This is a genomic window from Mycolicibacterium sp. XJ1819 (assembly GCF_053483675.1).
Window position 1 is genome coordinate 211,343 of record NZ_JBEFST010000005.1, and the last position, 13,807, is coordinate 225,149.

The 13,807-nt window shown below is 68.3% G+C and carries 15 protein-coding genes and 1 pseudogene; 4 read left to right on the plus strand and 12 right to left on the minus strand.

The genetic code is table 11. The features are described from left to right. Nucleotide 1: 1 nt before the first annotated feature. Nucleotides 2–898 carry an LLM class flavin-dependent oxidoreductase gene (locus tag ABQE89_RS07500; RefSeq protein ID WP_448415662.1) on the minus strand — a complete coding sequence of 299 codons (897 nt, stop codon included), beginning with the start codon at nt 896–898 and terminating at the stop codon, nt 2–4. Beyond that, nucleotides 898–1,515 (minus strand): DedA family protein, encoded by a 618-nt coding sequence (locus ABQE89_RS07505; protein WP_448415664.1) that lies wholly within the window; start codon nt 1,513–1,515, stop codon nt 898–900. Before ABQE89_RS07505 ends, ABQE89_RS07500 begins: the two co-directional genes overlap by 1 nt. Nucleotides 1,516–1,693: 178 nt before the next feature. Between ABQE89_RS07505 and ABQE89_RS07510 the strand changes: the two genes are divergently transcribed. After that, the gene (locus ABQE89_RS07510; protein WP_448415665.1) at nt 1,694–2,074 is read left to right on the plus strand and encodes an SHOCT domain-containing protein; all 381 of its coding nucleotides are present in this window, start codon (nt 1,694–1,696) and stop codon (nt 2,072–2,074) included. Between the two features lie 167 nt (nt 2,075–2,241). Here ABQE89_RS07510 and ABQE89_RS07515 read toward each other — a convergent pair whose 3' ends face one another. After that, on the minus strand, nt 2,242–2,430 hold the full coding sequence (locus ABQE89_RS07515) for a hypothetical protein (RefSeq protein WP_448415666.1): 189 nt from the start codon (nt 2,428–2,430) through the stop codon (nt 2,242–2,244). A gap of 35 nt (nt 2,431–2,465) precedes the next feature. Between ABQE89_RS07515 and ABQE89_RS07520 the strand changes: the two genes are divergently transcribed. Continuing rightward, nucleotides 2,466–3,596: an Nramp family divalent metal transporter gene (locus ABQE89_RS07520; RefSeq protein WP_448415707.1), complete on the plus strand. Its 1,131-nt coding sequence runs from the start codon at nt 2,466–2,468 to the stop codon at nt 3,594–3,596. A 6-nt stretch (nt 3,597–3,602) separates the two neighbouring features. Continuing rightward, nucleotides 3,603–4,823: a nickel pincer cofactor biosynthesis protein LarC gene (gene larC, locus ABQE89_RS07525; RefSeq protein WP_448415667.1), complete on the plus strand. Its 1,221-nt coding sequence runs from the start codon at nt 3,603–3,605 to the stop codon at nt 4,821–4,823. 58 nt (nt 4,824–4,881) lie between these two features. Here larC and ABQE89_RS07530 read toward each other — a convergent pair. The 3 genes and pseudogenes from ABQE89_RS07530 to ABQE89_RS07540 form a co-directional block, all read right to left on the minus strand. Then, nucleotides 4,882–5,422: pseudogene (locus ABQE89_RS07530) on the minus strand (nickel pincer cofactor biosynthesis protein LarB). Continuing rightward, entirely contained in the window at nt 5,415–6,263 is an 849-nt protein-coding gene (gene larE / locus ABQE89_RS07535; protein ID WP_448415668.1) for an ATP-dependent sacrificial sulfur transferase LarE, read from the minus strand. The pseudogene ABQE89_RS07530 and the gene larE overlap by 8 nt, the downstream one beginning before the upstream one ends. Nucleotides 6,264–6,273: 10 nt before the next feature. Further along, nucleotides 6,274–6,657, minus strand: a complete 384-nt coding sequence (locus ABQE89_RS07540) for a hypothetical protein (RefSeq protein WP_448415669.1) — start codon at nt 6,655–6,657, stop codon at nt 6,274–6,276. Nucleotides 6,658–6,726: 69 nt separating this feature from the next. Here ABQE89_RS07540 and ABQE89_RS07545 point away from each other — a divergent pair, with 69 nt between their 5' ends. Continuing rightward, entirely contained in the window at nt 6,727–8,073 is a 1,347-nt protein-coding gene (locus tag ABQE89_RS07545) for a lactate racemase domain-containing protein (RefSeq protein WP_448415670.1), read from the plus strand. On the opposite strand, the gene ABQE89_RS07550 is transcribed toward ABQE89_RS07545, so the two are convergent. The 6 genes from ABQE89_RS07550 to ABQE89_RS07575 form a co-directional block, all read right to left on the minus strand. Beyond that, nucleotides 8,070–9,905: a glycosyltransferase gene (locus ABQE89_RS07550; protein WP_448415671.1), complete on the minus strand. Its 1,836-nt coding sequence runs from the start codon at nt 9,903–9,905 to the stop codon at nt 8,070–8,072. The genes ABQE89_RS07545 and ABQE89_RS07550 overlap by 4 nt on opposite strands. A gap of 95 nt (nt 9,906–10,000) precedes the next feature. Continuing rightward, nucleotides 10,001–11,470, minus strand: coding sequence for an adenosylhomocysteinase (gene ahcY, locus ABQE89_RS07555; RefSeq protein WP_448415672.1), 1,470 nt, complete (start codon nt 11,468–11,470; stop codon nt 10,001–10,003). Nucleotides 11,471–11,555: 85 nt separating this feature from the next. Beyond that, nucleotides 11,556–12,200: a TetR family transcriptional regulator AlkX gene (alkX, locus tag ABQE89_RS07560; protein WP_448415708.1), complete on the minus strand. Its 645-nt coding sequence runs from the start codon at nt 12,198–12,200 to the stop codon at nt 11,556–11,558. A gap of 17 nt (nt 12,201–12,217) precedes the next feature. Beyond that, nucleotides 12,218–12,400 carry a rubredoxin gene (locus ABQE89_RS07565; RefSeq protein WP_448415673.1) on the minus strand — a complete coding sequence of 61 codons (183 nt, stop codon included), beginning with the start codon at nt 12,398–12,400 and terminating at the stop codon, nt 12,218–12,220. After that, nucleotides 12,397–12,564: a rubredoxin gene (locus ABQE89_RS07570; RefSeq protein ID WP_448415674.1), complete on the minus strand. Its 168-nt coding sequence runs from the start codon at nt 12,562–12,564 to the stop codon at nt 12,397–12,399. The genes ABQE89_RS07565 and ABQE89_RS07570 overlap by 4 nt, the downstream gene beginning before the upstream one ends. Further along, nucleotides 12,561–13,712, minus strand: coding sequence for an alkane 1-monooxygenase (locus tag ABQE89_RS07575; RefSeq protein WP_448415709.1), 1,152 nt, complete (start codon nt 13,710–13,712; stop codon nt 12,561–12,563). The genes ABQE89_RS07570 and ABQE89_RS07575 overlap by 4 nt, the downstream gene beginning before the upstream one ends. Between the last annotated feature and the right edge of the window lie 95 nt (nt 13,713–13,807).

Genomic DNA, 13,807 nt, shown 5'->3' on the forward strand with positions numbered 1-13,807 from the left:
GTCAGCCGCGCTCGGCGGCCACCTGCTCACGCACGGCGGGTGCGACGTCCTGGGCGTATCGCTCGGTGACCTCGGTGTCGTCGGAGGCGAGCACGAAGCCGCTGATGCCATAGCCGAGTGCGACGTCGGCGAGTTCCTCGGCCCACTGCCGGGGCGGGCCGTCCAGGAAGCCGGATCCGTTGGCCGAGAACCGACCCCCGATGTTGAGCAGACGGCGGATCGCGCGGGGTTCCCGTCCGGCCTGGGCCGCCGCCTCGTCGATGTGCCGGTTCATCTCCGCCAGGTCGGTGATGCCGCCCGGCAGATACTGCACCGAAGGCAGCCAGCCGTCGGCGACGCGACCGACCACCCGCAAGATGCGCGGTTTGTATGCGCCCACCCAGATCCCGACGTCGTGGGCGGGTGCCGGGCCGCGCTTGGCACCCTGCACGCGGTAATGGTGGCCGTCGACAACCAACGGCCCCGACGCGTCGACGTCCCAGATGCCCCGGATGATGGCGATGGCTTCCTGCAGCGCCTCGATCGACTCCCCCGGTGTACGGCGGGGCCCGCCCATCGCGACGACGCCGTCCCAGAACGCCCCGGCGCCGAGGCCCAGTTCGACCCGTCCCCCACTGAGCAGATCCAGCGAGGCCACCGCGCGGGCCAGCACCGCCGGCGGTCGCAGCGGCAGATTGGTGACATTGACTGCGAGGCGGACGTTTTCGGTCCGAGCGGCCACGTAGGACATCAACGTCCACGTGTCGTGGAACTTCGCGACGTACGGATGATCCTGAAACGTCACCAGATCCAGCCCCGCGCGGTCGGCGACGACGGACCGCTCGACGGCGCGCCGCGCGGGATCGTTGACCGGTGTGACGAAGGTGCCGAACAGAAGGTCGTGCCCGTAGTCGGTCATCACGCGTCCTTTGCGCTCGTGGTGTCGGGGGCCCGTCGCCGACGAAGCCATCGGATCGACTCAACCACCGCGCCGAGGGCCAGCGCCACACCGAACGACACCAGAAATGCCGCGAGCGAGTTGTCGGCGAACGCACGGCCGCCGACATAGCCGATCAGGGTGGTGATCGTCGCCCACAGCACGGCCCCGATCGCATCGAACGCCAGGAACTGCCGATAGGGGAAGCGCAGCACCCCGCAGGCGATCGTCGTCGCGGTGCGACCACCGGGGATGAAGCGGGCCACGATCACCAGCGCTCCGCCGTGCTTGGCCAACTCCGCTTGCGCCCAGTCCATCCGCCGCCGGCCCTTCTCACCCCGACCGATCAGGCGCCGCGCCCAGCGTTCACCGGAACGACCGATCCAGTAGGCGAGGTTGTCGCCGAGAAACGCCCCGACGGCCGCCATCACGATCACTCCCCAGAGCGCCATCGCGCCGTCCGCCGCGAGGATGCCCCCGGTCAGCAGCGCGGTCTCGCTGGGCAGCGCGGGGATGACGGCGTCGAAGGTGCAGAAGATCAGGATCAGCGGATAGGCCCACCACGCGTGACCGAGCACGTCCAGCAGCGAGTCGAACATGGCGACCGTCAGTCGGTGCTGGACGCGGTGGCCAAGAGATGCTCCTCGAGTGTTGCCGGATAGATCCCGAGCGGTACATCACCATAGACCGCATCATCTCCGTGACCGCGCAACCGAAACGTAAGCTGACCCGACCATGACGTGTCCCGGCCGCGTCCGGCGGTGAACTAGGAGTCATATGTGGAACGACATCTGGCAGGTCTTCTGGATTGCGGTGCTGGTCTTCCTCTTCATCGCCTACCTGCTCATCCTGTTCAACATCCTGGTCGATCTCTTCGTGCGTGATCACCAGAGCCCGGGCTGGACGAAAGCCCTGTGGGTCTTGTTTCTGGTGGTCCTGCCCTATCTGACGGCGCTGGTGTACCTCAGCGTGCGCGGGCAGGAGATGGCCGTGCGGGCCCGCACCGACGCGCGTGCGGCGCACCTGACCAGCGACGCCGAGCTCGAGGCCACCGGACGCTCCCCCGCTCAGGAGATCGCCGACGCCAAACGACTACTCGACGAGGGCGTCATCACCCCGGAGGAGTTCGACTTGATCAAGGCCAAGATCCTGCGGTGACAAGGCGGGATGTGCCCGCGAGAATTGAACCGCGCGAGCGGCATGGGCGAACTATCGTCCAATTGTCCGCCGGCACCCATCGTCGTCGACGGTCTCGACCTACGTGAGGAGTTGGCCTTGACGACAGCCTCCGAGCCGATGCGCGCACGCGATGCCGTCGGCGACCCCTACGCGCTGGATCCGGCGAAGATCAAGGAACCCCCCAAGGGCTGGGGACCCAGCGTCCGCTTCCTCGGGCCCGGCATGATCACCAGCGCCGCGGTGGTGGGTTCGGGTGAGCTGATCACCGCGACCACGCTCGGCGCCGAGGTCGGCTTCCTGTTGCTGTGGCTGGTGTTCGTTTCGACGTTCGTCAAGGTGGCCGTCCAGATCGAGGTGGCCCGCTGGGTCCATCTCCACCGGACAGTCGGCCATCGAGGGCTACAACCGGGTGCCCCCGAGGTTCGCCAAGCGGGGCTGGGTCTCCTATCTCGCGGTGTTGATGTTCCTGCAGTTCCTCACCAGCCAGGCCGGTGTGCTCAGCGCGGCCGCGCTCGCGCTGTCGCTGCTGGTGCCGATCGGCGGCGACTCCCCGACCACCGCGTCGATCGCGTTCTGGGTGCTGCTGATGGTGTTGGTCGCCATCGCGATTCACATCGCCAACCGCTACGGGATCGTCGAGAAGGTGTCGACAGTGCTGGTCGTCATCGTCACCGCGGCAGTGGTGGTGCTGGTGTTCGGCATCCAGATCACCCCGTTCGCCTGGAGCATCTCCGACCTTGCGCACGGTATGCAGTTCCAACTCGCGGCGGGCACCATGGGTGTGGCGCTGGCGATGTTCGGGCTCACCGGTGTCGGCGCCGGCGAGATCACGTCGTATTCGTTCTGGTGTGTCGAGAAGGGCTACGCCGCCTGGACGGGTCCCAACGACGGTTCCGAGGCCTGGGTGGCCCGGGCCCGCGGCTGGATCGCCGTGATGAAGAAGGACGTCTGGGTCGCGTGGGTCATCTACACCACGTCGACCGCGTCGTTCTATGTGCTCGGTGCGGCCGTGCTTCACCCGCAGGGGCTGGTGCCCGCGGGAAGCGAAGTGATCACCACGATCTCGCGCATCTTCACCGACGTGATGGGCGACTGGGTCGGTGTGGTGTTCTTGGGTTTCGCCGCTCTGGCCCTCTACAAGACGATCCTGGCCAATGTGCCCAGCCTCAGCCGCCAGGTCGCCAACGCGCTCGCGGTCTTCAACGTGTTCGACTGGACCGACTCCAAGGCGCGCGACCGATGGCTGCGCATCCTGATGGTCGTTCAGCCGATCCTGTGGGGCGGGCTGGGCGTGGTGGCGGCATCACCGCTGGCGTTGGTGGTGCTCGGCGGGATTCTCAACGCCCTTTACCTGGTGGCGGTTTCGATCGCGTGCGTGTACCTGTCGTTCAAGGAGACCGATCCGCGGATCAGGGACGGCCGGATGTTCACGGCCTACCTGTTGATCTCCGCGGTCGCGATCTTCGCGGTGGGCGCGATCTCGTTCTACGACATGTTCTGACGACAGGTGAGAGCTTCCGGCCGTATCGCATGGATCGACGCGACCGCGGGGGTCGCGGGCGACATGCTGCTCGGTGCGCTGATCGACGCCGGAGCCGCGCCGGAGTCGGTGCGCGCGGCGGTGACGGCCGTGGTGCCCGGCGAGGTCGGCATCGACGTCCGCACCACCCATCGGGCCGGCCTGCGGGCCGTGCGCGCCGAGGTCACCAGCGCCACCGAGAGCCACCCGCACCGGGCCTGGGCCGAGATCCGCGCGCTGATCGGGCGGGCCGGACTGGTCGCGGACATCCGCGAGAGCGCCCTGGCGGTGTTCGCCCGGCTCGCCGAGGCCGAGGCACGCGTGCACGGCCGGGCGCCCGATGAAGTGGTCTTTCACGAGGTGGGTTCCTGGGATGCCATCGCCGACGTGGTCGGGGTCGCCGCGGCGCTGACCGACCTGGGCGTCACCACTGTGACGGCGAGCCCGGTGCTAATGGGATCGGGACGGGTCACCTCTGCTCACGGTGAGCTGCCGGTGCCGGCGCCCGCCGTGCTCGACCTCGCGCGCGGTTGGCAGGTGTTGTCCGGCGGCACAGGAGAACTCGCGACACCGACAGGGATGGCGTTGATCACCGGGCTGGCGACGCGGTGCGGCCCCATGCCGTCGATGACCGTCGCCGCGGTGGGGGTGGGCGCGGGAAGCCGCGACATCTCCGGTCGGCCCAACGTGGTTCGCGTCGTGCTCGGCGATCCGCTGGCCGACACCGCGGGCGCGGGTGTTTCGACGATGTCGGTGCTGGAGACCAACATCGACGATCTCGACACGCGCGTGTGGCCGACCGTGCTGGCCGCGCTGCTGGACGCCGGCGCCGCCGACGCCTGGTTGGTGCCGATCGTCATGAAGAAGGGCAGGCCCGCACACACCCTCAGCGTGCTGGCGACCGAGGCGACTCGCGATCGGCTGCGTGCCGAGATTTTCGCGCTCACAGGCACTTTGGGCGTGCGCGTAACCGAGGTGGTACGCAACGCGCTGGACCGCGAGGTGCTCGCGGTCGAGTTGCCCGACGGGCAGATCCGGATCAAGCTGGGGCTGCGCGACGGGGTCATCGACGTGGCCACCCCCGAGTTCGACGACGCGGCGGCGCTCGCGCGGCGACGTGGGGCGCCGGTGCGGCAGGTGCTCGACGAGGCGAGTGCGGCGGCCGCGGCGCGTGGACTCCGGCGCGGGGCGAGGTGGCCCCGCGAGTGATTTCGGCGTGATTTCCTCCACTCAGCGCTGGTTTTCACGCCGAAATCGCAATCGGGTCTCAGCCAGGTGCGGCAATCTGGGCCGCTAAATGCCCTGCACCGTAGCCATTGTCGATGTTGACCACGCCGACACCGGGCGCGCAGCTGTTCAGCATGCCCAGCAGCGCCGCCAGCCCGGCGACCACGGCCGGTAGCGCCCCGTCCATGCCCGCCACCACCACGATCACCTTCGCCGACGTCCATGATCAGCTCGGCGCGCCGGCCCAGATGGTGTGCGGTCAGCAGCGCCTCGCGCGCGACCGGGTGATCCGAGGTGCCCGCGGCCACCACCAGCACCAGGCCGCCGGTCGGCGCCGGCGGGTCCGCGGGCCAGGCCAGCAGCCCGCAATCCTCGGCGTAGAAGGCGTCCGGCAACTCGCCCAGCACCGCGCGGGCGTGTTCGGCGGTGGCGCGAGTGAACAGCGCCCTGGCCGCGTGCGCGTGTAGCGCCGCCGCGATCGACGCCACCTGCGCGGGGGTCTTCCCCTCGCACAGCACGGCCTCTGGATAGCCGCGTCTGTGCGTACGGTCGAGGTCCAACTCGATCTCGGGCTCAGTCACCGCGCACGGCCACCAGCGGAAGGGTGAAAGCGCCCGATTGAATTCCGCTCAGGTCGACGGTGGCGAACCGAAAGCCCGCGGACGTGACGGCCTGGCACACCTGGGTGCGCAGATCGCCTGTGGCGCGGGCGATGTCGTCTACCGGCAACTCCACCCGGGCGATCTCGCCGTGATGGCGCACCCGGCAGTCGGTGAACCCGAGCGACCTCAGCGCCCGTTCGGCGGTCTCGACCTGCGCCAGCTTCTCGGGGGTCACCGGCTCGTGGTGGGGAATCCGCGACGCCAGACACGGCGCCGCGGGCTTGTCCGCACACGGCAGCGCCATCGCCCGCGCGATGCGACGCACCGCCGCCTTGTCCAGACCGGCGTCGGCCAGCGGCCGAAGCACGCGATGCTCGATCGCCGCGCGCGCACCGGGACGGTCCGGGCGCGCGACGTCGTCGGCGTTCTCCCCGTAGGCCACCGCGTCGAGCCGATACTGTGTGCACACCTCGCTGCCGATCCGGGCAAACAACTCGTCCTTGCAGTGAAAGCAGCGGTCCGGGCCGTTGGCGCGGTAGGCGGGCCGCTCTCCTTCGTGGGTGACGATCTCGGCCACCGAGGCACCGAGGAAGCGGGCGACGTCGTGGGCCGCGGTCCGCTCGTCGGCGGCGAGGCTGGCCGAGACCCCGATGATCGCGAGCACCCGCGCGGGCCCCAGCGCGCGGATGGCCAGGGCGAGTAGCGTCGCGGAGTCCACTCCGCCCGAGAACGCGACGCCCAGCCGGCCCACGCCGGCGAGCTGCGCGGTGACCCGGTCGACCCGCGGCTGGTCGTCGCCGAAGTCGTCGGGGAACACCATGTTGAGAACTCTAGTTCGCGCCGCCCAGTTCGCGCGCCAGCATCGCGACCTCGTCGCGCAGGCCGACGTCGTCGACGCCGAGCCCGACCAGCACCCTGGCCACCGCATCGTCCAGATCACCGGCGGCCAGGGTGGTGAACTGCCCGGCCGCCACGTCGCGCACCGGGGCGCCCGACCCGCGCAGGTGGCACACCCACGCGGCAAGGATGCGGGCCGCGCCGGAGCGCCCGGCGAACGCCGCGATGCCCCAGTCCGCGCGGTCGGGGGCGTGCTCGGTGAACCAGGCCTGGTGCGCCCGAAAGAAATGGCCGGGGCCCAGGTGGGCGATGCGCACCGGTGCCGCCGGCCTGCCGTCGCGCTGCCGGTCCAGTCGCCGGACCTCGTTTCCGGTCACCGCACGATTGTGCGACGCGCCGTGCCGACCCGTCTTGCCAACGCGTCGAGCGGGCAGAAGGATCGACCCATGACGCTGATCGGTGAGGTACCGCCCGGGCTGGCCGACTCCGCCGCACGGATCGGCGACGCGACAACCGTTCTCAGCGAGGACGAGGTCGCCGGGTTCATCCACGAGCAGTTCGGCGCCTACCCGTTCGACGGGCGCAGCGTCTGCCTGCTGGTGCCGGACGCAACGCGCACGTGTCCGCTGCCGCTTCTGTTGCGTGCCGTGCACGGCACGCTGCACGGTCGGGTGAGCCGGCTGACGGTGCTGATCGCGCTGGGCACCCACGCCGAGATGAGCGAAGAGGCGCTGGCCGCCCATCTCGGCTACTCGCCCGGCCGCCTCGAACAGACGTATCCGGGCACCGCGGTGGTCAACCACGAATGGTGGAAGCCGCAGACCTTCGTCGACCTCGGCACCATCTCCGCCGCGCGCATCGCCGAACTGTCCGAGGGCCGGATGAGCCTGGACGTGCCGGTGCTGCTCAACCGGGCCGTCGTCGACCACGACGTCGCCGTGGTGGTCGGGCCGGTGCTGCCCCACGAGGTGGTCGGGATCTCCGGCGGCAACAAGTACTTCTTCCCCGGCGTTGGCGGCCAGCGGATCATCGACGTCTCGCACTGGCTGGGCGCGTTGATCACCTCGGCGGAGATCATCGGCACCACCGGCATCACACCGGTGCGCGCGCTGATCGACGACGGTGCCGCGCTGATTCCTGGCGAGAAGTTGGCGTTGTGCGTGGTGGCCGCCGAAACCGCCGACGGCGCGACCGACGGCGCGGTCGGCGCGGCGGTGACCTCACCGGTGCGCACCAGCGGCCTGCACTCACTGTCGTTCGGTGACACCAGGGCGTCGTGGGCGTCGGCGGCCCAGGTGTGCGCGGCCACTCACGTCACCTATCTGGATGAACCGGTGCCCCGGGTGTTTTCGATCGTCCCGCCGATGTACGACGACATCTGGACCGCGGCCAAGGGCTTCTACAAGGTGGAACCCGTGGTCGCCGACGACGGCGAGGTCATCCTCTACGCCCCGCATGTCAGCGAGTTGAGCGCCTCCCATCCGGAGATCTACGACATCGGCTACCACTGCCGCGACTACTTCGTCGAACATTGGGACAGGTTCGAGTCGGTGCCGTGGGGCGTGCTCGCCCACTCGACACATCTGCGGGGGGCGGGCAGCTACGACGCCGGCACCGGGCAGGAACGCCTGCGGGTGCGGGTCACGCTGGCCACGATGATTCCCGAGGACGTCTGCCACGCAGCCAATCTGGGCTATCTCGACCCGGCTTCGGTCGACGTGGCGGCTTATGAGGCCGACCCCGACACCCTGGTGGTACCGCGGGCCGGTGAAATGCTGTTCCGGCTGCGTTAACGCCCGGCCGAGTCGCCGAACAACCGCTCCCAGTTCTCCCGGCTGGACAGCTCGGGAAGCGCTTCGCGCCAACGTGTCTGGGCGGCGGTGGCCTGCGTGGCGAACCGGTACAGGACCAAGACCAGTCGCCAGGTCAGCCGCGTCAGGTTCGCCTTGTCCCTGCGCCGCACCCGCACGCCGGTCTGCGACGCGTCGGTGACGACCGCGTAGTCGTACATCCCGACATGCCACCAGACGTTGCTCTCCGCCGGGACCGCGACGGGCCCGCCCTTGGTCCAGCCGAACCACTGGCGCAGCAGCCGGTTGTGCAGCACAAAGCGCAACCGGTCGCGCTTCACCCGCCGGTGCGGCGGCGCGATGTTCACCAATGTGCCTGTCATGTCTGTGATTTCAACGGCCGGATGCACCTTTGTTTCCGCGTAGCGCGAACGGTCCTCGCGGATCGCGGCCAACGCGGTGACGCCGCCGTCGCGCAGCACCGAGGGACCGGCCAGGAAGTCCTCGACACCGCGAATCATCGTGTAGCCCAGGCCGTACTGCATCGACACCAGGTTCTCCAGGATCTTGCGCGACAGCCACCAGGTGGTCTTCACCAGGTTCATCTCGTTGTGCAGCGCGTAGGTGATCATCGCGTTGCGGATGCCGAAGTAACCCTTGATGTCGTCGCGGTCCTTGAGGTGGAATTCCGCGTGCCATACCCCGGCGTTGGGCAGCGAGACCGTCGGGAAGCCGACCGCGCCTGCGCGCACGGAGTATTCGATGTCGTCCCAGGTGAAGAACATCGGCAGCGGAAGCCCGACGGACGCGATCACTTCGGCCGGGATCAGGCACGACCACCAGGCGTTGTATTGGGCGTCCACCCGCTTGTTCTGCTGCTCCTTGACCATGTCGGTGTCGCGCATGCCGTAGGGCACCATCTGCGAAGCGCTCAGCCGCTCCATGTCGGCGCGTTCGGCCTGGATGTGCAGTCTGCGGGTGTTCCTCAGAAACAGCATCTGCGCGCCCACGATCGCGGGTTTGGCGGTCAGGTTCGCAAACGCGTTGAGTCGCAACAGCGTTTCGGGTTCGCAAAGGATGTCGTCGTCCATCAGGATGACGTTGGGATCGGCGTCGTTGCGCAGCGCCTCGTACATGCCGCGGGTGAAGCCGCCGCTGCCGCCGAGGTTCGGCTGACGCAGATAGATCAGCTTGTCGCCGAGATGTGTTGCGACGTCGTTGAACAGCGGTCGGGTGGTGATCAGGTCGGTGCCCTGGTCGACGAGGTACACCGCGGAGATGCCGCTGAGCAGCCCCTTGTCGGCGGCGATCGCGGCCAGCGCGGCGACGCATGCATCCGCCCGGTTGAACGTCGTCATCGCGATCACCGCGGGCCGGGGCTGCCGCGGTGCGGCCACCGTCCACTGCAGGTCGGTGATCTTGAGCTGACCGCCGGATGCCTTGCAGTCCATCCAGATCGCGCCGCCGTCGACGTATTCGTCGAGCGCGGCGGTCAACGTCACGACCCCGGCGCCGTCGAGGTCGGCGGCCGCGATCGTGCGTTCCACACCGTGGGAGTCGCAGCCACGCAGCAACACACGGGCCGGGCCGACGGCGTCGTAGGCCAGCTTGAGCGCGAACTCGGTCACCCGCGTCCACCGCTGGAAGTAACTGACCGGCAGGCGCCCGAAGTAGGTGTTCGTCGAAGCCCGCGCACCCTTCTCGAGGGTGAGTGCGGTGCGCTCGGTCAATCCCCTACCCCGGACCTGCACGTACAGCTCGTCGGGGACCTGCGCGCTGACACCGGTGAACAGCCCGCGGGCCACCACCGACCGGTCCGGTCCGGGTGTGCTCATGCGCCTCCTACCTCGGGGCTTCGGCTCGCAGCGCGTAGCTGCCTACGAGACTAACGCCGCGGTTGGGATGCCGACCGGATTCGGCGCGCCGCCACTCAGTAGCGGTAGTGCTCGGGCTTGTACGGGCCCTCGACGTCGACGCCGATGTACTCCGCCTGCTCCTTGGTGAGCTTGGTCAGCGTGCCGCCCAGCGCCTCGACGTGGATCTTGGCGACCTTCTCGTCGAGGTGCTTGGCCAGCCGGTACACCGCGTTGTCGTACTCGTCGTTCTTGGTCCACAGCTCGATCTGGGCGATCACCTGGTTGGAGAAGCTGTTGCTCATCACGAACGACGGGTGCCCGGTCGCGTTGCCCAGGTTGAGCAGCCGTCCCTCGCTCAGCACGATGATCGACTTGCCGTCGTCGAAGGTCCACTGGTCGACCTGCGGCTTGATGGTGAGCCGCTTGGCACCCGAGCGCTCCAGCGCGGCCATGTCGATCTCGTTGTCGAAGTGGCCGATGTTGCCCAGGATCGCCTGGTCCTTCATCGCCCGCATGTGCTCGAGGGTGATGATGTCCTTGTTGCCCGTCGAGGTGATCACGATGTCGGCCTCGCCGATGCCCTGCTCGACGGTCACCACGTCGAACCCGTCCATCAGCGCCTGCAGTGCGTTGATCGGGTCGATCTCGGTGACCGCGACCCGCGCACCCTGCCCGGCAAGCGATTCCGCGCAGCCCTTGCCGACGTCGCCGTAGCCGCAGATCAGCGCCTTCTTGCCGCCGATCAGCACGTCGGTACCGCGGTTGATGCCGTCGATCAGCGAGTGCCGGGTGCCGTACTTGTTGTCGAACTTGGACTTGGTCACCGAGTCGTTGACGTTGATCGCCGGGAACGGCAACTCACCGGCAGCCTCGAACTGGTACAGCCGCAGCACACCGGTGGTGGTCTCCTCGGTGACCCCCTTGACCGACTCTGCGATCTTGGTCCACTTGGTCTTGTCGGTCTCGAAACGCTGCCGCAGCACCGACAGGAAGACCTTCCACTCGGCGGAGTCGTCGTCCTCGGCGGGCGGCACCACGCCCTGCTTCTCGTACTGCGCGCCGCGCAGCACCATCATGGTGGCGTCGCCGCCGTCGTCGAGGATCATGTTGGCGGGCTCATCCGGCCAGGTGAGCATCTGCTCGGCGGCCCACCAGTACTCCTCGAGCGTCTCACCCTTCCAGGCGAACACCGGGGTGCCCTTGGGCTCCTCCACGGTGCCGTGCGGACCCACGACGACGGCCGCCGCGGCGTGGTCCTGGGTGGAGAAAATGTTGCAGCTCGCCCATCGAACTTCAGCACCGAGGGCCGTCAGCGTCTCGATGAGCACCGCGGTCTGCACGGTCATGTGCAGCGAACCCGAGATCCGCGCGCCCTTGAGCGGCTGCACGTCGTGGTACTCGCGGCGCAGCTCCATCAGGCCCGGCATCTCGTGCTCGGCCAGCCGGATCTCGTTGCGGCCGTATTCGGCCAGGGACAGGTCGGCCACCTTGTAGTCGATGCCGTTGCGGACGTCAACGGTCATCCGCTGCTCAGTCGTCGTCATGATGTTCTTCTTCCTCGGGGGGTTGCTCGCGGTGCGCGCAGTTGTCAAGCCTGCGGACAGGGTAGTCAGCCCGGCAGCAACGTTGCTAATCGGTGGCGATCGCACCGTAGTGTTCGGCCGCCGGCGTTAGCAGCCTAGCCAAGTCCGCGGCGACGTCGTGATCTGCCTCTGGCGGCATCGAGATGTAGCTCATCGCCAGCCGCACGATCGCGCGGGCCAGGATTCCGGCGTCCTGATCGGAGCACCGCAGCCAGCTGTCGGCGAAGATCGCCGTCAACCGCGCTGAGCAGTGGGTCAGAATGGCCCCACTGTCGGTGGTGATCAACTGCAGCAGGTCGGGCTTGACCTCGCCGGTCAGCAGCGAGATGACCAACGGGTCGGCGGCCGATTCGGTGAAGAAGTCGCGGAAACCCTGCAGAAACGCCGCGTAGATGTCGCCGGTGTTGGCCTCGATCGCGCCGTGGATCCGGTCCACCAGGCGGTCGGCGAGGCGAAGCGCATAGGCCTGCGCCAGGCCCTGCCGCGAGCCGAACTCGTTGTAGATGGTCTGGCGGCTGATGCCCGCGGCCTCGGCGACATGCGACAGCGTGATCGCAGACCAGTCGCGGGTGGCCAGCAGATCACGCATGCCGTCGAGGATCGAGTCCCGCAGCAACGTGCGCGACGCCTCGGCGTAGGGAATGCGCTGCGGCACCCGCGGGGTGTTCACACGCGCGACCCTAGCGCTCACCGCGGCGCCGGCCACCGTCACGAACGGGCCACCTCGACCATCTCGAAGTCGGACTTGGCGGCGCCGCAGTCGGGGCAACTCCAGTCATCGGGAATGTCGTCCCAGCGGGTGCCCGGGGCGATGCCGTCCTCGGGCCAGCCCTTGGCCTCGTCGTACTCGAAACCGCACTGCAAGCAGACGAACTGTCTGTAGTCGGTCATCTCGGTGTCCTTTCGAAGTCGACCTTCTCCCGCACCGCACAGTCCGGGCAGCACCAGTCGTCGGGTATCTCGTCGAACGGCGTGCCCGCGGGAAAGCCCTCCCGTGGAGCGCCTTTCGTCTCGTCGTAGACATATCCACAGCCGGGACACCGGTAGATGCTCATGCTGTGCTCCCACCATAGGTGGCGAGCACCTTGTCGCGGACCCGCGGATGCACGTTGACCCGGTCGATGTCGCCGTCGTAGTGCTCGATCACCCGGTGGTCCATCACCTTGCGCCACAGCGGCGGGAAGTAGGTCAGCGCGATCATCGACGCGTAGCCGCTGGGCAGGTTCGGCGCGCCATCCATGCTGCGCAGCGTCTGGTACCGCCGCGTCGGGTTGGCGTGGTGATCGCTGTGCCGCTGCAGGTGGTACAGGAACAGGTTGGTGACGATGTGGTCGGAGTTCCAGCTGTGCTCCGGCGTGCAGCGCTCGTAGCGGCCACTGTCGAGTTTCTGCCGCAGCAGCCCGTAGTGCTCCAGGTAGTTGACCGTCTCCAGCAGCTTGAACCCGAACACCGCCGAGATGACGATGTAGGGCACCAGCGCCCACCCGAACACCGCGATCAGCGTGCCGTAGAGCAGCACCGACATCGCCCACGCGTTGAGCACGTCGTTGGACGGATGCCACTTGCTCTTACCCGCCCGCTGCAGCCGCTTGGCCTCCAGCTCCCATGCCGACTTCAGGCCGCCCCACACGCTGCGCGGCAGGAACTCCCAGAAGGTCTCGCCGAAGCGGGCGGACGCGGGATCCTCGGGAGTGGCGACGCGGACGTGGTGGCCGCGGTTGTGCTCGATGTAGAAGTGCCCGTAGCAGGTCTGGGCCAGGGTGATCTTGGCCAGCCACCGCTCCAGCGAGGCCTTCTTGTGCCCCATCTCGTGGGCGGTGTTGATGCCCACGCCGCCGAGCACGCCGACCGACAGGGCCAGACCGATCTTGGCGGGCCAGCCCAGTGCGCCGTCGAAGCCGAGCCAGCTCAGGTCCGACGCGGTGAACAGGTAGGCGCCGAACACCACGCTGGCGTACTGGAACGGGATGTAGACGTAGGTGCAGTACCGGTAGTACCTGTCGTTCTCCAGCCGCTCCATGGCCTCCTCGGGCGGGTTCTGCCCGTCCGGGCCGAACTTCAGGTCGAGCGCGGGCAGCAGGACGTAGAGCAGGATCGGGCCGATCCAGAACGGCACCTGCGCGGCGGCGTGCCAGCCCCACTGGTTGAACGCCCACACCAGCGGCAGCATCACGAACAGCGCGGTGGGAGCGATCAGTCCCATCAGCCACAGGTAGCGCTTCCTGTCACGCCACTGGGCGGTCTCGGGTTCAGACGTCTGCGTGGTCACTGCATGCCTCCTCTGGTGACTGCGATCAC